Source organism: Pseudomonas sp. PDM14 (assembly GCF_014851905.1).
GTDB lineage: Bacteria > Pseudomonadota > Gammaproteobacteria > Pseudomonadales > Pseudomonadaceae > Aquipseudomonas.
This window is the reverse complement of the sequence record NZ_JACVAQ010000001.1, coordinates 2,604,126-2,623,611: the sequence shown is the minus strand read 5'-3', so window position 1 is coordinate 2,623,611 and position 19,486 is coordinate 2,604,126. Positions and strand designations below refer to the sequence as shown.

The window sequence follows — 19,486 nt, the reverse complement described above, 5'->3', positions numbered from 1 at the left end:
GATCAACCCTACGCAGCCCTGCACAGGGTGCATGCACCATGCCTACCAGCACCACCGCGCAAGATGCTCGCCCTAAGGGGCGGGATAGGCCCGAATCAACTCGGCCGGCGTCAGCTCGACACCCCACCACTGAAAGCTGACCGGCCAGAGCTGTTGGTCGATCGTCGTCTCACGCCACAGCTCGGCCATGGACGTGCCTGCCTCCGGGTGTTGCACCTGCGGCGCGAGCAGCGCAAGCGGCCAGAGCACGAAGGCATTCCTGAGGATTTCCGCCCGCGGCAACACCAGGCCATCGAAGTTGCCGGCCAGCTCGCCATACAGCAGCACATCGATATCCAGCGGCAGGCCCTTGCGGTTCGGCGCGTAGCGGCCATTGTCGGCCTCGATGAACTTGAGGCGACGGTCCAGTTCGGTCAGCGGCAGGTCGGTGTACGCGCGCACCACCAGGTTGAAGAACGGCCCGCTCTTGATGCCCACCGGCTGGCTCTCGAAAACCGGCGAGCACTGCAGGTCGTGAAGGAAGCCGGCCAGGGCATCCAGACCGGCCTGCAGGTGCTGCTCGCGGTCGATGTTGCTACCGAGGCCAAGGAATATCGGGATCATGGGCGACTGCGCTCGATTTCCACACCCACGGCACGAGCGGCCGGGTTGGCGCCGGGTTTGGTCGCCTTGAGACGCAGCCAGGGCATGCCGAACTGCTCCAGCAGGCTCTGCGCCAGGCGCTCGGCGAACGTCTCCACCAACTGAAATTGCGCGGCAGCGGCGAAGGCCTGCACGTGGGTGTGCACCGCGGCGTAATCCAGCGCCAGCTGCAGGTCATCTCCCGCGGCGGCGGGCTGGATATCCCAGGCGAATGTCAGGTCCAGGCGCAGGCACTGGCGAATGCCGCGCTCCCAGTCGTACGCGCCGATCAGCGTGTCGACTTCCAGACCCTCGATGAAGACTTTGTCCACACTCGTTTCTCCACAACACGACAAGGAGTGGCTCCCGCCGCTAGAATCGGGGCTCCCTCGCCCCGGAATGGACACCATGTTCTGGCTGCTGGTCCTGCTCGCCTACCTGCTTGGCTCGCTGTCCTTCGCCATCCTGCTCAGTCGCCTGAGCGGCGGACCGGACCCGCGCGCCAGTGGCTCGGGCAATCCCGGCGCCACCAACATGCTGCGGGTGGCCGGCAAGAAGCTCGCCATCCTTACCCTGCTCGGCGACCTGTTCAAGGGCCTGCTGCCGATCCTGATCGCCAGCCTGCTCGGCTTCGGCATTCAGCAGCAGGCCTGGATCGGCCTGGCTGCGGTGATCGGTCACCTGTATCCGCTGTACTTCCGCTTCCAGGGTGGCAAGGGTGTCGCCACCGCCGCCGGCATGTTGCTCGGCGTCTATCCGCCGGCCGCGTTGCTCGCCGTTGCGGCCTGGGCACTGACCTTTCTGCTCACCCGCACCAGCTCGCTCGCCTCGCTGATCGCCACGCCGCTGACCCTGCCACTGCTGGCCTGGCAGCAACCGGAGGCGCTGCTGCCGATGTGCGTGCTCACCGGGCTGATCGTCTGGCGTCATCGGGGCAATTTACGCGACCTGTTCGCCGGGCGCGAACGGCATTTCTGAATGCTCAAGCTGAGCCGACCTCATACGGCCGGCAACTGCTCCATCGGCCAGCGCGCCTGGACTCCGATCGACGGGCCATCATGCTGCCCGGCCAGCAGGCGCTGGCAACCGGCGTAGGCGATCATCGCGCCGTTGTCGGTGCAGAAGCGCGGCCGTGCGTAGAACACCCGGCCCTTGAACTCGCCAAGCATCTTCTCCAGCGACTGGCGCAGCGACTGGTTGGCGCTGACGCCACCGGCGATCACCAGGCTGTTCAGCCCGGTCTGCTTCAACGCACGGCGGCACTTGATGGTCAGCGTCTCGACCACCGCCTGCTGAAACGCCAGCGCGACATCGGCGCGGGTCTGCTCGCTGGCATCGCCGGCGTCGCGGCACTGCGTCCAGGTATTGAGGGTGAAGGTCTTCAGGCCGCTGAAGCTGAAATCCAGCCCGGGGCGATCAGTCATCGGCCGCGGAAAGGTGAAGCGCCCCGGCGTGCCGAGCTCGGCCAGGCGGGCGATCTCGGGGCCGCCGGGATACGGCAGGCCCATCAGCTTGGCGGTCTTGTCGAATGCCTCGCCGGCGGCATCGTCCAGGGACTCGCCGAGCAGCTGATAACGGCCAATGCCATCGACGCGAACCAGCTGGGTATGCCCACCGGAAACCAACAAAGCGACGAACGGGAACGCCGGCGGCTGTTCTTCCAGCATCGGCGCCAGCAGGTGGCCTTCCATATGGTGCACACCGAGCGCCGGAATGCCCCAGGCGAACGCCAGCGCCTGGGCGCAGGAAGCGCCGACCAGCAACGCACCGACCAGGCCAGGACCCGCGGTATAGGCGATGCCCTCGATCTGCGCCGGGGCAACCTGGGCCTGGTCGAGCACCTCGCGAATCAGCGGCAGCATGCGTTTGACGTGGTCTCGCGAGGCCAGCTCCGGCACCACGCCGCCGAACACGCGATGTTGCTCGATCTGACTGAACAGTGCATCGGCCAGCAGGCCGCGCTCGCTGTCGTAGAGCGCGACACCGGTTTCATCGCAGGAGGTTTCCAAGCCCAGCACCAGCATGGGTTCGCGCCTTTAGAACGGGGGAAATTCGAAGGCGCGCATAATAATCGCCACCCCGCGGGCCGACCAGTGCTTTTCGATCAGAGGCTTTGCATTCTGCGGCACTTGGCGTTAATATCCGCAGCCCTTGAAAACCGACGTATTCCCGTGCCCTTGCCGGATCGCGTCGTCCATTCGGTAAAACAGTGAAGGTACGACCTGGATGCCAGCCGTCAAAGTTAAAGAGAACGAACCCTTCGACGTAGCTCTGCGTCGCTTCAAGCGCTCCTGCGAAAAGGCCGGTGTATTGGCCGAAGTGCGCAGCCGCGAGTTCTATGAGAAGCCCACTACCGAGCGCAAGCGCAAAGCAGCAGCCGCTGTTAAGCGTCATGCCAAGAAAGTGCAGCGCGAACAGCGCCGCCGCGAGCGCCTGTACTGAGTTAGTCAGTCACGCCGCAGAGGTTTCCGCTTAGCCCGGCTCACGCCGGGCTTTGCATTTTCAGAGCCTGTAACTCCGCTTTCGCGCACCGCGAATGATCGGAGTTTTTTCGTTTATGCTCCCGCTTCGCTAACCGCACGCTGACGAGTCCATGGCCGGCCTGATTCCGCAATCCTTCATCGACGACCTGCTCAACCGCACCGACATTGTCGAAGTGGTGAGTTCGCGCATCCAGATGAAGAAGGCGGGCAAGAACTACACGGCCTGCTGCCCGTTTCACAACGAGAAGACGCCCTCGTTCAGCGTCAGCCCGGACAAGCAGTTCTACTACTGCTTCGGCTGCGGCGCCGGCGGCAACGCACTTGGCTTCATCATGGACCACGACAACCTGGACTTCCCCCAGGCCGTCGAGGAGCTGGCCAAGCGCGCCGGCATGGACATCCCGCGCGAGGAAGGCGGCCGCGGCAAGCCACGGCAACCGACCGACTCGCCGCTCTATCCGCTGCTCACCGCAGCCAGCGACTACTACCGCCAGGCCCTGAAGAGCCACCCGACACGCAAGGCCGCGGTGGACTACCTCAAGGGCCGCGGCCTGTCCGGCGAGATCGCCCGTGACTTCGGCCTGGGCTTCGCCCCGCCCGGCTGGGACAACCTGTTCAAGCATTTCGGCGGCGACACCCTGCAGCAGAAGGCAATGATCGACGCGGGCCTGCTGATCGAGAACGCCGAGAGCGGCAAGCGCTACGACCGCTTCCGCGACCGCGTGATGTTCCCGATCCGCGACAGCCGCGGCCGGGTCATCGCCTTCGGCGGCCGCGTCCTCGGAGACGACAAGCCGAAGTACCTGAACTCGCCGGAAACACCGGTCTTCCATAAAGGCCAGGAACTCTACGGACTGTACGAAGCACGCAAGAGCAACCGTGATCTCGATGAAATCATGGTGGTCGAAGGCTACATGGACGTCATCGCTCTGGCCCAGCAAGGCCTGCGCAATGCTGTGGCGACCCTCGGCACGGCCACCAGCGAGGAACACCTCAAGCGCCTGTTCCGTCTGGTGCCCAGCGTGCTGTTCTGCTTCGACGGCGACGCCGCCGGGCGCAAGGCCGCCTGGCGTGCACTGGAGTCGACGCTGCCGAGCCTGCAGGATGGCCGCCGCGCGCGCTTCCTGTTCCTGCCCGAGGGCGAGGACCCGGACAGCCTGGTGCGCGCCGAGGGCACCGACGCCTTTCGCGCACGCATCAACCAGCACGCCCAACCGCTGGCCGACTACTTCTTCCAGCAACTCTGCGAAGAGGCCGACCCGCGCTCCCTGGAAGGCAAGGCGCACCTCGCCACCCTGGCCGCACCGCTGATCGACAAGATCCCTGGCGCCAACCTCGGCGCCCTGATGCGCCAGCGCCTCGGCGAGATCACCGGCCTGAACAGCGAAACCCTGGGCAACATGGCGCGCAGCGCACCGACGCCCGCCGCCGAAACCGGCGACTATGGCAACGACAGCTACTACGATGCCCAGCCCGACTACGGCGATGTCGCCGACTACGCCAACCATATCGAGCCGCCCGCCGCCGAGCCCTTCGACAAGAAGCCGTGGAAGAAAGGCGACGGCAAGGGCTGGAGCAAGGACAAGAACGGCAAGCGCGACGGCCAGCCGCGCACACCACGCAAGCCGGTGAGCGTCGAATCCCCCACACTGACCGCGCTGCGCACACTCCTGCACCACCCGACGCTGGCGCAGAAGGTCGAGGACGTCAGCCACTTCGCCGCCGAAGACGACACCTACGCCCAACTGCTGGTCGCCCTGCTTGGCGCCCTGCAGAAGAATCCGGGGATGCGCTCGCTGCAACTGATCGCGCGCTGGCACGGCACCGAGCAGGGCCGCCTGCTCAAGGCCCTGGCGGAAAAGGAATGGCTGATTTCGGCCGACAACCTTGAACAACAGTTTTTCGACACTATAACTAGCCTTGTAGCCCGCCAACGCGAGCGCAGCCTTGAGCAGTTGCTGCGCAAAGCCCGCCAGAGTGAACTCAGCGCAGAGGAAAAAGAGCAGCTGCGAAACCTGCTAAATCGCAATACCTCGCCCGTCTCTCCCACCTCAACTGGCGCCTGAGGCCCGGAACCGGGTATAATCCTCGGCTTGTTTTTTGCCCGCCAAGACCTTCAGTGGATAGGGTGTTATGTCCGGAAAAGCGCAACAGCAGTCTCGTTTGAAAGAGTTGATCGCCCGCGGTCGTGAGCAGGGTTACCTGACTTACGCGGAGGTCAACGACCACCTGCCCGAGGATATTTCAGATCCGGAGCAGGTAGAAGACATCATCCGCATGATCAATGACATGGGGATCAACGTATTCGAGAGTGCTCCGGATGCGGATGCCCTGTTGTTGGCCGAAGCCGACACCGACGAAGCTGCCGCTGAAGAAGCTGCAGCGGCGCTGGCCGCAGTGGAAACCGACATCGGCCGCACCACCGACCCGGTGCGCATGTACATGCGCGAAATGGGGACCGTGGAGCTGCTGACCCGCGAAGGCGAAATCGAAATCGCCAAGCGCATCGAGGAAGGCATCCGTGAAGTCATGGGCGCCATCGCTCACTTCCCGGGCACCGTCGACAGCATTCTCGCCGAGTACCAGCGCGTCACCACCGAAGGTGGTCGCCTGTCCGACGTTCTCAGCGGCTACATCGACCCGGATGACGGCAGCGTGCCGGCCGAAGAAGTACCGGTCGACCTGAAGACCGCCACGCCTGCAGCCGAAGCGGCTGAAGACGAGGAAGAGGCCGACGGCGACAGCGAAGACGAAGAAGAAGGTGACGGCGGACCGGACCCGGAAGAGGCCCTGCGCCGCTTCACCGCGGTTTCCGATCAGCTGGAAAAAGCCCGCAAGGCACTGAAGAAGCATGGCCGCAGCAGCAAACAGGCCATCGCCGAACTGCTCGCCCTGGCCGAGCTGTTCATGCCGATCAAGCTGATTCCGAAGCAGTTCGATGCGCTGGTCGAGCGTGTTCGCGGCTCCCTGGAGCAAGTGCGCGCCCAGGAACGCGCAATCATGCAGCTGTGCGTGCGTGACGCGCGCATGCCGCGTGCCGACTTCCTCAAGCTGTTCCCCGGCAACGAAGTCGACGAAGCCTGGGCCGCCGGCCTGGCCAAGGGCAAGGCCAAGTACGCCGAAGCCCTCAGCGGCGTGCTGCCGGACATCCAGCGTTGCCAGCAGAAGCTCGCCGCCCTGGAAGCCGATACCAGCCTGACCATCGCCGAGATCAAGGACATCAACCGTCGCATGTCGATCGGCGAGGCCAAGGCCCGTCGCGCGAAGAAAGAGATGGTTGAAGCGAACCTGCGCCTGGTGATCTCGATCGCCAAAAAGTACACCAACCGTGGCCTGCAGTTCCTCGACCTGATCCAGGAAGGCAACATCGGCCTGATGAAGGCGGTGGACAAGTTCGAATACCGTCGCGGCTACAAGTTCTCGACCTACGCCACCTGGTGGATTCGCCAGGCGATCACTCGCTCCATTGCCGACCAGGCGCGGACCATCCGTATCCCGGTGCACATGATCGAGACGATCAACAAGCTCAACCGCATCTCCCGTCAGATGCTGCAGGAGATGGGCCGCGAGCCGACTCCGGAAGAGCTGGGCGAGCGCATGGAAATGCCCGAGGACAAGATCCGCAAGGTATTGAAGATCGCCAAAGAGCCGATCTCCATGGAAACCCCCATCGGCGACGACGAAGACTCGCACCTGGGCGACTTCATCGAGGACAGCACCATGCAGTCCCCGATCGACGTAGCCACGGTGGAAAGCCTCAAGGAAGCCACGCGCGAAGTCCTGGCCGGCCTCACTGCCCGTGAAGCCAAGGTCCTGCGCATGCGTTTCGGCATCGACATGAATACCGACCACACCCTCGAGGAAGTCGGCAAGCAGTTCGATGTAACCCGCGAACGTATCCGTCAGATCGAAGCCAAGGCGCTGCGCAAGCTGCGCCACCCGACGCGGAGCGAGCATCTGCGCTCATTCCTCGACGAGTGATCCAACGAACCCCCGGCCGCAAGCCGGGGGTTTTGTTTATAAGGGCTCTTCGCGCAGCTACACTTGCTCACCACAACCCCCAGCTCGGAAGCCGCCCGCATGCTGCGTTTGCTGGCCATTCTCCTGCCGTGCCTGGCGCTCTGGGCAAATCCGGCGCTGGCGCTTCAACTGAGCGCCGACGAACAAGCCTGGCTGGCCGATCATCCGACCATCCGCCTGGGCGTCGACGCCTCCTGGCCACCCTTCGAATTGCGCAACGCCCAGGGCGAGTATCAGGGCCTGAGCGCCAGCTACGCGGCGCTGATCGAGCAACGCCTGAACATCCACCTGGAAATCGTCGAGCCCGCCACCTGGAGCGAAGCACTGGGTGATGCCAAGGCCGGCAAACTCGACCTGTTGCCAGGCGCGATGTCCACCCCGGAACGCCTGAAGAACCTGACCTTCACCCGCCCCTACCTCGACTTCCCCATCGTCATCCTCGCTCACCCGGACGGCCCGCAACCGCGCCAGCTGCAGGAGCTGTACGGCCTGAAAGTCGCGGTGGTGAAGGACTACGCACCGCACGAACTACTGCGCAGCCAGCACCCCGATCTCAACCTGCTGCCCCTGCCCAGCGTCAAGGCGGCCCTGCAGGCCGTCGCCAGCGGCCAGGCCGATGCCCTGGTCGGTGACCTCGCCTCCAGCGCCTGGACCATGCGCGAGCTGAAGATCGAAGGCCTCTACATCAGCGGCGAAACGCCCTACCGCTACCAGCTGGCGATGGCCGCACCGCACAGCAATGCCACGCTGATCCACATCCTCGACAAACTGTTCGCTGAACTCAGCGCGGAAGAAATCAGCGAGCTGCAGGCACCGTGGATCGCTGGCGTGCTGGATCACCGGCAAACCTGGAAGGACATGCTGCTTTACGGCCTGCCCGCCGTGCTGGCGGTGGTCCTGGTGCTGGTCGCGGTGCTGCGCATCAACCGCCGCCTGAGCCAGGAAATCCGCAACCGCAAGGCCCTGGAGCGCCAGCTGCGCAATAGCGCGCAGCACTACCGCGGGCTGATCGAAAGCCTCTCGGCGATCGCCTGGGAAGCCGACGCCGCCGCGTGCCGCTTCACCTATGTCTCACCGCATGCGGAGAAGCTGCTCGGCTACCCGCTGGCGCAGTGGCTCGAACTGGGCTTCTGGGATCGCCTGGTGCACCCGGACGACCTCGCCGCCGAAACCGCGCGCTGTGTCGAGAACTGCAAGGCTCGCCGCGACCACAGCATCGATTACCGCGTGGTCGACAGCCAGGGCCGCGTACTCTGGGTCCGCGACATCGTCACCCTGATCGAACAGGATGACCAACTGATCATGCGCGGCCTGATGATCGACATCAGCGAAACCAAGCAGGCCGAAGAATCCCGCCGCCTCTCCGAACAGAAGTTCGCCTCGGTGTTCCACAACTGCCCGGACATCCTGGTTATCGCCCGGCGCAAGGACGGCATCCTCCTCGCTCTCAACCAGACCTTCGAGCAGCAGCTCGGCATCAGCGCCAGCGAGGCACTGGGCAAGACCGCCAGCGAGCTGGACATCTGGGTCCACCCCGAACAGGCGCCCGAGCTGCTCGAGCGCATGCAGGGCGAGGCGCTGAACAACCTCGAACTGGTGTTCCGCCGGCGCAACGGCGAACGCTTCACCGGGCTGATCTCGGCCCAGCCGGTCACCCTCGAAGGCGTCGCCGCACTGGTCGTCTCGGTGCGCGACATCACCGAACTCAAGCGCACGCAGCACCAGCTGCAACTATCCGAAGAAAAATTCGCCAAGTCGTTCCACGCCTCGCCCGACGGCCTGCTGATCACCCGCCTGGCCGACGGTCGCCTGCTGGAGGCCAACGAGGGCTTCTGCCTGATCACCGGCTACGAACTGCACGAAGTGCTCGGCCGCACCACCAGCGAGATTGGCCTGTGGGCCGAGCTGGCCGATCGCAACCGCATCGTCGAACTGGTTCTGACAGAAGGCATGGCCCGCGACTTCCGCGCCTGGATTCGCACCAAGCAGAACACCCTGCGCCTGGCTGAACTGTCGGCCCAGCCGATCATGATCAACGACGAACCCTGCATGCTCACCATCGCCCGCGACATCACCGAGCGCGACCAGATGCAGGAGCGCCTGCACCAGGCTGCCACCGTCTTCGAGAGCACCGCCGAAGGCGTGATGATCACCGACACCCGCCAACGCATCACCGCGGTCAACCGCGCGTTCAGCGAAATCACCGGCTACAGCGAAGCGGAAGCCATCGGCCAGTCGCCACGCCTGCTCGCCTCCGGCCAGCACGACAGCGCCTTCTACGCCGGCATGTGGCACCAGCTGTCACTCGACGGCCACTGGCAGGGCGAGATCTGGAACCGGCGTAAGAATGGCGAGCTGTACCCCGAATGGCTGACCATCAGCGCCGTGCGCAACCCGGCGGCGACCATCACCCATTTCGTCGGCGTGTTCGCCGACATCAGCACGCTCAAACAGGCCCAGGCGCGTCTCGACCACCAGGCCCACCACGATCCGCTGACCGGCCTGCCCAACCGCCTGCTGTTCGAAAGCCGGCTCAACAGCTGCCTGGCCGACAGCCTCGCCGAGCAGCGTCAGGGCGCCGTGCTGTTCCTCGACCTCGACCGCTTCAAGCACATCAACGACAGCCTCGGTCATCCGGTTGGCGACCTGCTGCTGCAAGCCATCGCCCTGCGCCTGCGCGAGCAGCTGCGCGACATCGACACCGTGGCCCGCCTCGGCGGCGACGAGTTCATCGTCCTACTCCCCGGCCTACACCGCAGCGTCGACGCCGAACGCGTGGCGACCAAGCTGCTGACCTGCTTCGGCGCGCCGTTCCAGGTCGATGGCCACGAGTTCTTCATCAGCTCCAGCATCGGCATCAGCCTGTTCCCCGAGGATGGCAACGACGTCGCCACCCTGGTCAAGAACGCCGACGCGGCGATGTACAGTTCCAAGGCCAAGGGCCGCAACCGCATCGAGTTCTACACCCGCAGCCTGACCTTCCAGGCCACCGAACGCATGACCCTGGAACACGAGCTGCGCCGCGCCCTCGAACGCGGCGAGATGAGCCTCTACTACCAGCCCAAGCAATGCCTCACCAGCAAGGCTCTGGTCGGCGCCGAAGCGCTGCTGCGCTGGCACCACCCAGTGTTCGGCGAGATCCCGCCGGACCGCTTCATTCCGCTGGCTGAAGACAACGGCATGATCATCCAGCTCGGCGACTGGGTGCTGCAGGAAGCCTGCCGGCAGATGCGCGAATGGCAGGATCGCCACGCGCCGTTCGGCCCGCTGTCGATCAACCTGTCTGGCAACCAGCTGCGCCAGCCGCACCTGGCCAAGCGCATCGCCAGCACCCTCGCCGACTTCGGCCTCGACGCAAGTCGCCTGCAGCTGGAGATCACCGAGAACTTCATCATGAGCCAGGCGGAGGAAGCCCTGAGCATCCTCCACGAACTCAAGGCCCTGAACCTGCAACTGGCCATCGACGACTTCGGCACCGGCTACTCCTCGCTCAGCTACCTCAAGCGCCTGCCACTGGACATCCTGAAGATCGACAAATCCTTCATCCTCGGCCTGCCCGCCGATGCCGACGACGCCGCGATCACCCGCGCCATCATCGCCCTGGGCCGCAGCCTGCAACTCACGGTGATCGCCGAAGGCGTGGAAACCAAAGCCCAGGAACTGTTCCTCGCCGCCGAGGGCTGCCAGCAGATCCAGGGCTACGTGGTCAGCCGCCCGCTCTCGGCGGAATCCTTCGCCAGCAACTTCCTCGGCCCATTAGCGATTGGCAGCGCGGAAATCGCGCCGGTATAATCCGCCCGCCTTCTGGGGGCCTATAGCTCAGTTGGTTAGAGCAGAGGACTCATAATCCTTTGGTCCACGGTTCGAGTCCGTGTGGGCCCACCATATGAAACAACGACTTAGGTCAGCCATCGTGCTGGCCTTTTGTCGTTAATGGGCCGAATAAAAAATTTGCGTACCGTTTTGCGTACCGCTTCCTTTCTACAGCGCTAGGCATCGCGAGATCCGCAGCTCGCAGATTGACACTCAGGTAGCTCTCCAATAGGTTTGTGCTCCCCCAAAGGGGAACGGGATTGGCGTCCCGACATCTGAGATGGGGCTAGTTGGTATCTAGCCCCAAGCATGGCTGTGCCGTTATGGGCGGGCCGTGCGGGGCATCTTCGGATGCGCCGGCCCTCAGACCGGTACGCCAACCCGTGCGGCCTGCTCACCCGATTGGCGTCGGGTGGCAGAACATCCGTTCTGAGGATCACATCATGCCCACTCACACTACTTCGCCCACCGAGGTCAGCTCCGACCTCTCAGCTAGCACCAGCGCTCAACAACTCTTTGCGGCACTTGATAGCTCTGATCCCAGCGGCTTGCTCGGCTACCGATGCAACGCCACACCATTTGAGCTGCTCGATGCAGCCACTTACCGGCAGAACGCGATGATCGGGGTATTGCATGCACTCAGTGACTCACCTCGGTTGAACGAGCTGAGCAGCGGCATCATCAACCAATGCATCGAAGCCCTTCTTATCCTCAGTACCGACGCAAGAGCGCTACAAGCCAAAGCCCATGAAACGTTGCTGCGAAGTGCAATGTTGGACCAGTAGCTCGGAAGTAGCCTGCAGCCTCAAAGGGCTGCAGGCTTCGCCGCTGTGAGCTCAGCTTCGTAGCGCTGAACAAAGGTCACGAGGTCCAGGTTCAGCACTTGGCAGATGTCACGCAACTGGATCAGATCAAGCCTGCGCAAACCGCGTTCAATGTCACTAGCGTATGACTGAGGGCGCTCAAGCGCCTGGGCGAACTGAGCCTGGGTTAGCCCTGCCTCAACCCGGCATTGCTTCAGCAGCCTGAGCAATACCAGATTCTCATCTCGATAGACCGATTTTTCCACGCAACAGGTTCCACTGAAGGCTTGACAGTCCAGCAATCTATATCTAACTTACAGATATCTGCATTACCGATATTCAGATTATTGCAAGGACTACCTTATGCAGCACATGCCGACGTCTCCCGCTCTATCCAAGCCTGGCTTCACAATCCAGATCGATCCCAAAACGCTTGAGATGAAAGTGCAGTTGAAATCGCTTCTCGCCTTTTACCGCACACCACCAGCTCACGAGCAGACTGTCCTTGCCACATGGAACAGCGACCGCCAGGCCGCAGGTGCTTCACACCAAACTGCCGATGATTTTCTCACCGTACCGCAGGCTTCCGAGTTCTTTGCTCACCTCATTAGCCTCGTGACGCCAGGAGGACGGTACTGCGATATGCCCCTCACACATGCAGCACACAGTGAGTGACGCTCATATGAGTTCAAACACACCGGGTACTTTGGAAGTGCTACTAGCCATCGCTAACTGCTGCAGCCAGCCACTACCGCTAGAGCATCAAGTAGCATTCATGGCAGAGATCGAGGCACGTCTAGCCTCTGAGATCGGACTGAGATCTTCGACCAGCACAGAACTCACTCCAGAATATCTGCTTGGGCTGATGTGCTCCTGGTTCATCGAACCAACCAAAATCTCAGCTGAGCGAAGGTTTGAAATGCTCTGCGAACGCTACGTGCTAACCATCGGTACTGGTTGTATCGAGGCCACCCCAGCTGATGTGGCGGTTTTGACCAACGCACTAGTACAGACGCGCGCGCAAGGTAAGAGCAGCCAATATGGCCGCCGGGGACCGAGCTCCCGGAAGGAGCATTAGCCCAATGCGACTTCAAGACGTAACCGGCCTGCTGCTGGATCCGGGAGTCCCAATGATGGGTAGCGAACTGAGTGACGACGAGGCGCTCGCATACGCCCGTAAGCGCTTTTCTATGGCGACCTTTTGTCTAGTCCGCGATTGGATATGGATCGAATTCGACGCCCCGGAGGCTCTGAAAGCGGCCCTCGCACAGACTAGGCGACAACCATCGCTGATCTACGCGCATACCGTGATCTTTGATAGTGACCGCCGGTGGGATGTCGGTGACTTCGTACGCACTTCGCTGCTGCATGAGTTCTGCGAAGGTTTTCACTTCAAGACGCTTAATTCTGTGTACCTGCTCCTCGGACCGGGTACACGTAAGCTCGTCCCAGCTGAAGCCGTGACCAGCATCTACTAGTGCCTGAGACCTATGAGCTTGTCCCCTCCCGAGCAGATAGATCCCGAGGCTAGCGTCACTCATGACATGCAGGCTTTGAGCGTAGCCATGGCCATCTGCTTCAGCAGCCCCGTGACCGGCTACCTCACTCAGGCTCAAATTTCGGTAAACCATGGATATGGCTTCGTCTATAAGCATGTGATGTCTGACCCAAGCGTTACCCGCTTTATGGACGGAAACCTCATCCATACATCGCAGATAAAATGGGTCAGGCGTGAGCACGGTTTTTGGGTGCTACGCACCTTCAATGGCTTCTACGTAATCGTCAGCTTTCATAAATACGGGGGTTTCGACTCGCTGGTCGACCACCTGAGTACTCGGGCTTGGATTCGCCGCATCGCCCCTATTACACGGCAATGATGCTCGCACGCAGAGCATCTCTAGATAAGGTGGCGGCTGTAGGCGACTTCGTTTGCACTTCTCCACGGCTCAACCTCAGCCGTGGCCAGCCACTACCAACGCTCGATACCACGCACCTTTGGCTGGCCCCCTCGTATCGCTGAACGCGGCTCAAGGTTGGCGTCCACAATCTGCGACACGGTCGCCGTGTCGTAGGAGACGGTACGACACACGCCGAGTGTCGCACGTAGAAAATGCCATACCCTGGGACTGTCGCAAGCGCATCCTGCGGCACTCAGGTTGTATCGCATGCCTCTTCTGCGACATACCAGGCATGTCGCATAGCGCTCCTGCGACATGCAAAACGTGCCGAAAACGGCACCAGCAGTGCCCAAACGGACATCTCAGGTGCCATTAAAGGCTGTGACCGTGCCAAAAATGGCACTGATTTTTAGCGCCTATGTCGACCATAAAATCATATATTTCAATTACTTACCTTATTTTTGAATAACCAAAGTCCACGGCTCTGGCAAGCATTTTTGAATTCGCTTTTCCTGTGGTGCACGCAGAGCCCAACCCGCACTGCTGCGCTCGCCCCTTCAGCGCCCTAGGCGCTGGCTGCATTTTGATTTTGATGACAAACCGCTTGCGCGCGCTTTTGCTCCACGCGCACGCTGAATGTAGATGAAGTGTGTCGCGTGAGTGAGAGCGCGCTGACCTTACTCGCGGCGCGAGTAAGGGGGCGTTGGGGCAGATCGAACGGAACGAGAAAAAACGGAGCGAAGGCGGAGTGTTTCAGTGCAGTTCGAGCTGACACAACGCCATTCGCGAAGCGGCTTAGCTTTGTCATCAAACAAAAGAAGAGACGAGCTATGCACCCCACTACCCTGCAAAAAACCCAAACACGCACCAGCAACTTCTATCGGACTCGCTGCGGCGAGAACGATCCATCTTCGGCGCAGATCTGCGCGGCTTTGCTCGCATGCGCCCCGGATCTCCGGCCGAATGCGTTCAGCACGTTGAAGAGCCAGATCGTGTCCGACCAGCTAGCCCGCGGCCATATCGAAGCCGCTGCGGACATTCGACAGCTGACCAACCCGGTCACAGCGCCAGGCTCGAAAGTCGCGCGCAAGCCCAAGCCTCGAACGATTAAGAAGGTGCCGAAAGAAGATGCAGAGCTGCTTTTCAAGCACCTGCGCAAGCACGGTCATGATGACGAAGCCGCAGCTCTGGTCCTAGCCTACTTCCTCGCTGTGCGACCTTGTGAAATGCCGACAATCCAGGTTGAGGGAAATGAGGTCCGGATCATCGGAGGCAAGAAGAGCGCGACCCTGCATCGTGGTGCCGACCGAACGCTGGTAATCGGCATTCCAAAAATTCTGAAAGCGATCACCTGGGCAGCGAAAAGGCTGGCTCAAAGTGAACGCACCGGTGCCGCAATCAGGGATCGTTTTCGTAAGGAATGTCGTGCGCTATGGCCCAGACGGAAAAAGCACCCGACGCTAAAGAGCTTCCGCCACAACTTCTGCGCTGCCCAGAAGGCAGCAGGAGTCGGCAGCGAAACAGCCGCCTACGTTATGGGGCATCAGTCGACAGCATCGCAGGAAGTTTACGGTGACCCCAGGTCTGGCGATTCCAGCCAGATTCATGTCAAACCGGCGGCAGGCGCCGATCTGTCGAAGATACGCAAGTCGAAGAGCTCACCCAGGTATGGTGCAGGCCGAGTACTGGAGAGGATCGAGATACCTGCGACACGCAAGTACTGGGGTCAAACTGAGAACCGGGTAGGCAAAGGGCAGGAGACATAACGACACAAGATCGCGGGTTACAGCTCAAGGTTCTGCGTCATGAATGTCACAAGCGCGAGCGGGCTTTTACTCTCTACAACTTTAAAAATCATCTCGCGCTTACTTCGGGGTAGAAGCTTCACGCAGCGCTTGGCTGTGGCTCTCACAGCAGCGTCGGTGCCATGGATCCGAGCAGCCAGGAATAGCGCGAGAGTGGCGTCGATTAAAGTCATCAGTGTGTCTCGGAGAAGGCACACGGCTGCAGCCCTGCCACGGGCTGCACCGGCCTTAGCCTTCATTTAGCGATAGATGCAATCATCGAGGAGCTTGAGGTCAAGACACCTCGGCAATGACGTCCAGTATCCGCTTCTTACCTTTGGCGCTCAGAGCGCTGAACTGGCGGAGCAGTTCAGCCTCCTCATCCTGGACGGCATAGAAGTACGCCGCTGGCAGGCCGAGCACTTCAGCAATCCGCTCGACCAGGTCCAGGTCTGGACTCCGTTTTCCTAGCTCGTAGCGGTTCATTCGCGTGCTTGCAGAAGCAGGTTCAAGCCCGATCTGCAGGCCGAGTTGCTCTTGGGACAAGCCTGCGCGCAACCGCGCTTCTTTGAGTCTCTTCGACAGAGTGGACATGGCCGTTCTTTGGTGTCGTCAAAGAACGAGATCGTCCGGCGTTCGTGCATATCAAATACTACCGTTTCGGTAGTATTTGGATGTAACCTAGATATCGAAGGCATCGCCCTAACGCGCAGCCGCTCAAGAGCTATTCAGCACACCATTAGCAGTAGAGGGATCAATGAAAGCAGCACGGAAAACTCTGACCTTTGGCCTGTTTTCAGCCATCGCCACCCTGGTCGGCTGCGGCGGCAGCGAACCAACCAAGGACGAAGTACAGGCGATGTTCGACAAAGAAGCTCAGTCCATCGCCCAGGCCGCCGGCGCTGCGGGCAGCAAGATGGCGCCCAAAATGAGCGTGAACGAGATCAAAGGTTGCGAGCATGTACGCGACAGCGTGTATCGCTGCACCCTGGATGTCACCACGACCATGCTCGGCCGGGAGATTAATAAGGTGGCTGCGATCCAGATGACTCAGAGTGATGACGGCGACTGGGTCGTCGTGAAGTAGGTCTTGCGCTCAACGCCTGCCCCACCAGTGTGCAGGCGCTCCTCGCCAGCCCCGACCACGACACGATCCCACCATCTGCGAGCGCCCTATGAAGTTTGATAGGAACACCCCGGATCACACGCCAACTGTGGTCATCTACGACGTGGTGCAGGTTAAAGAACACCAGCACGCCTATACCAACGTCCATAGCTCCCGAACGATGGCAGGCAACCCTACCATCCAAAGCTCTCATCATCTGTCCAACACATGCCGACTGTGGCTACGTGATCCGGCAACTGAGCTCGAAACCACTTTTGAGGGAGCTGGCCCTGGCCAGTATCGTGAGGGTCATAAAATTGCCCTAGCGCACTACGCGAACGCAGTGGTCGCCCACCAAAATCTCAACACGGGCGTGTACGTCACCATCCAGAAGCAGGCCCCTCAGAAGCTGAGCCACTATCCGCTCATTCTTTTCATGAGCTGGCTGGCAGCAGCCCTTTCTTTTGTCTTCTTCTTTGTCGGCCTGAGCAATTGGAACAGGGGACGCCAGGGGATCGACGTAGTAACGGCCAACCCTCACCACTTTGTTCCTTGGCCCGGCGGAGCTCATTACACGTCCTTGAATGGCAAGACCCAAATGATGATTTTGGGTCCAATCGCGGTTATCACGTTCTCAGGCGTACCTATCGCGCTAAAAGCCGCAGCCATCTTCTGGGGAGGCATGGCTCTTTCCCTTGTGGCCTACCAGATCATCAAAGCTGCCTACCGCAACCGTATCGACTTCCAAGCCCACGTCCTGGAAACCGTAAAGACCAAAACTGCAGCGTGCATTGCCATTAAAGCGGCCTGACCGGTAGGTGAGCGGCATGCGAAAGCGCAGAACCTCGTCACCGCGGTAAGCCTGCGCTGACGCCGGATCGAGGGACAAGGTGATGGAGCAAAGAGCGGGTGAACGCTGTGACCTCTGTGAATGCTTCGCCAATGACGGGCAGCTTGGTGTGCTGCACGCCAACTGGGAGCATGGCTCACGGCATGCTGGTGAACGCTATCGAGTGCAGTTATGCGAAGGCTGCTTCTTCCAATCCCTGAGCTACATCCGGCAAGAGCGAGAGATACAGCATCTCTTCAGTGATGAGCCGCTCGATGAGCGCGAATTTGGGCTGATAGGCACTGAAGGAAACTTGGGCGCGGATAGATCGATCCAGCTAGATATTCCGAACGCAGATGCGGAAGCCCTACTGCGCTTTGTGAAGCAGGCAAACGCTCGTGAACTGTGCTCGTCTGACCCGTGGGAATCGTCCCGATTGGAATCCGCACTGGAGGCGTTAGCGGAAGCTCTAGAGGCGAGTTTGAAGTGATCCCTCAAGCATTGCTCTAGTCGCCGACAGCTGCTTGCAATCAACGTCTTCTTCCGGCCAAAAGCAGTCGTTGAGAACTATCTTCCGAAGATAAATCCAGCGTCTCACATGCTCGCATTAGTTGATGAAGGCATCACGCAAACAGCGTTTTCAGCGCGCGCTCTTCTGGCGCGATCTGAAGGCAGTTCATACAAACATGATCTTGCGTGATCTTTCATCTGGCGGGAAAAGCAAAGGACGCCTTAGCGGCCTTTGCTTTTTGCCTCGCAGATCAGAAGACGTACTGCGCGCGCATCACAACGCCGTCACCACTGTCATCTCCAGCTTCATTGTTGATGTTGTCGGTGCTCGCTTTGACGTAATTTGCGCTGATCTTCACTGCTTCGTTTGCATACCAGTTGACGCCTATGGTGTGAGACTTGCCCTCGGTATCGCCAACCTGGCGAACGGCAGTGCTGGTGGTGAAGTTACCGTCGTCAACTGTGAAAGAGTCATAGCGGTAAAACACTTCCCATGCACCCAGTTGCTTGTTGGCGGGCTTGATGGTGTCGAATTTTGCGCCTTCCAGTTTGTAGGTACGAGGTTCGCCGGTCAGGGTGTAAGCGACCTGCCCGTAGTAGCCCGTTACGTCGACATCTTCTGCGGCGGCATCAGCGGTGATGGTGCGACGCATATATTCGCCTTGCACCGATAGTGCGTCCATGGCCCAGGCGCCTTCCACGCCCCAGACCGCATCGTCTTCCCATAGTCCTTGGGTGGCCGAGGCACCGCCGAAGACGGAACGCGTGCCATTGGTGCCAGCGCTGTTGCCGCCGGTGGTCTCCACACCACGGATGCCCATTCGCGAGCGAATGCGTGTGTCGACTGCACTGTCCTGAAGGTCGCGGTAGGCATATTGCAGACCGAGGTGCAGCACATTGCCTGGCTCGTTCAGAGGTGCGAATACACCGCGTACGTTGTAGCGCTTAACGCTGTCTCCATCGGTATCGTTGTTGTTTTCGCTGAACAAGCTACCCGAGAGGAATACTGCGTTGCCGACGACGGAGGAAGCCTGAAGACCCATACCCGAGTTGTCATTGACCCACTCGGCGGTATCGTAGGCGAGGTTACGTTCGAACGCGGTTACCCACTTCGAGCTAGTTGCCTTTTCCAAACCGAAATCAGTGTAGAAACGGCCGATTTTCAGGTTGACCGGGCTAAAGCCCGTGTAGGTAATGCTGGCTTCATCGAAGTAGCCCGCGCTATCACTTCCGGTGTTGCGCGACATGTCGTAGTTGATCTGGTACTTCCAGTCTTTGTAGGCGGTGCCGCCCAGTTCCAGGAAAGCTCGACGGATGTACGCAGCGTCCGCCGAGTTGCCATTGCGGGTGTAGTAGCCGTCAAACATGCCGTAGTCGGCTTGCAGGCGACCACCGAGCTTGAAGCTGAACGCCTTGTCAGTAGTGGCTACCTCTAGACCGCCCTTGGTCTTGATCACCAGATCTGCGCCATCTGTGGTAACTGTTCCTGCGTTCGCCGCAACCGCAGCCCCGCTAAGCAGAATGGCTGCAGTGATCTGGTTGAGTCCTTTGAAACTGGAAATCGGGGTGAGCATGAACTTCTCCTCATTGCCGCTTGGTTTTGGTTGGCGTAGGGAGGTT

20 protein-coding genes and 1 tRNA gene are annotated in these 19,486 nt (G+C 60.8%); 14 read left to right on the top strand and 7 right to left on the bottom strand.

The annotated features are described in order from the left end of the window. Positions 1-72: 72 nt before the first annotated feature. Together folK and folB are read right to left on the bottom strand one after the other, a co-directional pair. Positions 73-603 (bottom strand): 2-amino-4-hydroxy-6-hydroxymethyldihydropteridine diphosphokinase, encoded by a 531-nt coding sequence (folK, locus tag IB229_RS12355; protein WP_192329047.1) that lies wholly within the window; start codon positions 601-603, stop codon positions 73-75. Beyond that, positions 600-953, bottom strand: coding sequence for a dihydroneopterin aldolase (folB, locus tag IB229_RS12350; protein ID WP_192329044.1), 354 nt, complete (start codon positions 951-953; stop codon positions 600-602). The genes folK and folB overlap by 4 nt, the downstream gene beginning before the upstream one ends. Before the next feature lie 76 nt (positions 954-1,029). Between folB and plsY the strand changes: the two genes are divergently transcribed. Further along, the gene (plsY, locus tag IB229_RS12345; protein ID WP_192329043.1) at positions 1,030-1,599 is read left to right on the top strand and encodes a glycerol-3-phosphate 1-O-acyltransferase PlsY; all 570 of its coding nucleotides are present in this window, start codon (positions 1,030-1,032) and stop codon (positions 1,597-1,599) included. Positions 1,600-1,619: 20 nt separating this feature from the next. On the opposite strand, the gene tsaD is transcribed toward plsY, so the two are convergent. After that, positions 1,620-2,645, bottom strand: a complete 1,026-nt coding sequence (gene tsaD, locus IB229_RS12340) for a tRNA (adenosine(37)-N6)-threonylcarbamoyltransferase complex transferase subunit TsaD (protein ID WP_192329041.1) — start codon at positions 2,643-2,645, stop codon at positions 1,620-1,622. A 202-nt stretch (positions 2,646-2,847) separates the two neighbouring features. Here tsaD and rpsU point away from each other — a divergent pair, with 202 nt between their 5' ends. The 6 genes from rpsU (at position 2,848) to IB229_RS12310 (ending at position 11,722) form a co-directional block, all read left to right on the top strand. After that, positions 2,848-3,063, top strand: coding sequence for a 30S ribosomal protein S21 (gene rpsU, locus IB229_RS12335; protein WP_021702507.1), 216 nt, complete (start codon positions 2,848-2,850; stop codon positions 3,061-3,063). A gap of 151 nt (positions 3,064-3,214) precedes the next feature. Next, positions 3,215-5,170, top strand: coding sequence for a DNA primase (gene dnaG / locus IB229_RS12330; RefSeq protein WP_192329039.1), 1,956 nt, complete (start codon positions 3,215-3,217; stop codon positions 5,168-5,170). A gap of 67 nt (positions 5,171-5,237) precedes the next feature. Then, the gene (gene rpoD / locus IB229_RS12325) at positions 5,238-7,085 is read left to right on the top strand and encodes an RNA polymerase sigma factor RpoD (RefSeq protein ID WP_192329037.1); all 1,848 of its coding nucleotides are present in this window, start codon (positions 5,238-5,240) and stop codon (positions 7,083-7,085) included. A gap of 99 nt (positions 7,086-7,184) precedes the next feature. Next, on the top strand, positions 7,185-10,916 hold the full coding sequence (locus IB229_RS12320; protein WP_192329029.1) for a bifunctional diguanylate cyclase/phosphodiesterase: 3,732 nt from the start codon (positions 7,185-7,187) through the stop codon (positions 10,914-10,916). Between the two features lie 16 nt (positions 10,917-10,932). Next, a tRNA-Ile gene (locus IB229_RS12315) sits at positions 10,933-11,009 on the top strand. 371 nt (positions 11,010-11,380) lie between these two features. After that, positions 11,381-11,722, top strand: a complete 342-nt coding sequence (locus IB229_RS12310) for a hypothetical protein (protein ID WP_192329027.1) — start codon at positions 11,381-11,383, stop codon at positions 11,720-11,722. Between the two features lie 20 nt (positions 11,723-11,742). Here IB229_RS12310 and IB229_RS12305 read toward each other — a convergent pair whose 3' ends face one another. Next, a complete protein-coding gene (locus IB229_RS12305) occupies positions 11,743-12,006 on the bottom strand; it encodes a helix-turn-helix domain-containing protein (protein WP_192329025.1) in 264 nt (87 codons plus the stop codon). Between the two features lie 97 nt (positions 12,007-12,103). Here IB229_RS12305 and IB229_RS12300 point away from each other — a divergent pair, with 97 nt between their 5' ends. From IB229_RS12300 to IB229_RS12285, 4 genes are all read left to right on the top strand, one after another. Beyond that, positions 12,104-12,415 (top strand): hypothetical protein, encoded by a 312-nt coding sequence (locus IB229_RS12300; RefSeq protein WP_192329023.1) that lies wholly within the window; start codon positions 12,104-12,106, stop codon positions 12,413-12,415. Positions 12,416-12,822: 407 nt separating this feature from the next. Then, the gene (locus tag IB229_RS12295) at positions 12,823-13,218 is read left to right on the top strand and encodes a DUF6957 family protein (protein ID WP_225578958.1); all 396 of its coding nucleotides are present in this window, start codon (positions 12,823-12,825) and stop codon (positions 13,216-13,218) included. 87 nt (positions 13,219-13,305) lie between these two features. Then, positions 13,306-13,617, top strand: coding sequence for a hypothetical protein (locus tag IB229_RS12290; RefSeq protein WP_192329021.1), 312 nt, complete (start codon positions 13,306-13,308; stop codon positions 13,615-13,617). Between the two features lie 851 nt (positions 13,618-14,468). Continuing rightward, the gene (locus IB229_RS12285) at positions 14,469-15,404 is read left to right on the top strand and encodes a site-specific integrase (protein WP_192329020.1); all 936 of its coding nucleotides are present in this window, start codon (positions 14,469-14,471) and stop codon (positions 15,402-15,404) included. 17 nt (positions 15,405-15,421) lie between these two features. On the opposite strand, the gene IB229_RS21910 is transcribed toward IB229_RS12285, so the two are convergent. Both IB229_RS21910 and IB229_RS12280 read right to left on the bottom strand, forming a co-directional pair. Further along, on the bottom strand, positions 15,422-15,616 hold the full coding sequence (locus IB229_RS21910; protein ID WP_225578957.1) for a hypothetical protein: 195 nt from the start codon (positions 15,614-15,616) through the stop codon (positions 15,422-15,424). A 100-nt stretch (positions 15,617-15,716) separates the two neighbouring features. Next, entirely contained in the window at positions 15,717-16,016 is a 300-nt protein-coding gene (locus IB229_RS12280; protein WP_192329018.1) for a helix-turn-helix domain-containing protein, read from the bottom strand. A 163-nt stretch (positions 16,017-16,179) separates the two neighbouring features. Here IB229_RS12280 and IB229_RS12275 point away from each other — a divergent pair, with 163 nt between their 5' ends. From IB229_RS12275 to IB229_RS12265, 3 genes are all read left to right on the top strand, one after another. Continuing rightward, a complete protein-coding gene (locus IB229_RS12275; RefSeq protein WP_192329016.1) occupies positions 16,180-16,509 on the top strand; it encodes a hypothetical protein in 330 nt (109 codons plus the stop codon). Positions 16,510-16,597: 88 nt separating this feature from the next. Beyond that, a complete protein-coding gene (locus tag IB229_RS12270) occupies positions 16,598-17,338 on the top strand; it encodes a hypothetical protein (protein WP_192329014.1) in 741 nt (246 codons plus the stop codon). An 82-nt stretch (positions 17,339-17,420) separates the two neighbouring features. Next, positions 17,421-17,846 carry a hypothetical protein gene (locus IB229_RS12265; RefSeq protein ID WP_192329011.1) on the top strand — a complete coding sequence of 142 codons (426 nt, stop codon included), beginning with the start codon at positions 17,421-17,423 and terminating at the stop codon, positions 17,844-17,846. A 271-nt stretch (positions 17,847-18,117) separates the two neighbouring features. Here the strand turns inward: IB229_RS12265 and IB229_RS12260 are convergent, their stop codons facing one another. Beyond that, positions 18,118-19,440: an OprO/OprP family phosphate-selective porin gene (locus tag IB229_RS12260; RefSeq protein ID WP_192329009.1), complete on the bottom strand. Its 1,323-nt coding sequence runs from the start codon at positions 19,438-19,440 to the stop codon at positions 18,118-18,120. Between the last annotated feature and the right edge of the window lie 46 nt (positions 19,441-19,486).